The following is a 440-nucleotide window of genomic DNA, read 5'->3' as shown; positions in this document are numbered from 1 at the left end:
GTGCAAAAGCTCCTCCAGCTTTGCCACCTCCTGGAGCTCTCTGCCGGAAAATTCCCTCTTTTCCTCCTCCGTCAGCTCTGTTGTTTCCTTGAGCTCCAGGCTCATCCTGAGGGCGGCGATGGGAGTCTTGAGCTGGTGGGAAATATCCGTCACCAGAGACTTTGTCTCCTGCTCCTCCCGGATGAGGCGCTCCCTGGTGCCCTCCTCACGGAGCCGCAGCTCTCCCAGCTTCTCCTCCAGTCGCTCCCTTTCTTCTTCCGCCCTTCTCTGAGCCCGGAGGGCCAGCAGCGCCGCCAGGCAGGCGGCTGTCATACCGCCTACGAGAAGTCCGCCGGCAAGGAAAAGATAGCGGCGGACTTCCCTGTAGGCCCCGCCGTCCCGGGCCTCATAGCCGTATTTCTCCATAATCCGCTCTCCCAGTCCGGAGGCGTCATCTGGGG

At 62.0% G+C, this 440-nt stretch carries 1 protein-coding gene; it reads right to left on the bottom strand.

Features of this window, described 5'->3' with window-relative positions; all coding sequences use genetic code 11:
* The coding region (locus tag H7U32_RS10395) for a histidine kinase dimerization/phospho-acceptor domain-containing protein (RefSeq protein ID WP_323804628.1) at positions 1-405 on the bottom strand (405 nt) is incomplete at its 3' end.
* Between the last annotated feature and the right edge of the window lie 35 nt (positions 406-440).

The organism is Bifidobacterium pullorum subsp. saeculare, from assembly GCF_016899725.1.
Classification (GTDB): domain Bacteria; phylum Actinomycetota; class Actinomycetes; order Actinomycetales; family Bifidobacteriaceae; genus Bifidobacterium; species Bifidobacterium pullorum_C.
The sequence above is the reverse complement of the archived record's forward strand: the minus strand, read 5'-3'. Positions and strand labels throughout refer to the sequence as shown.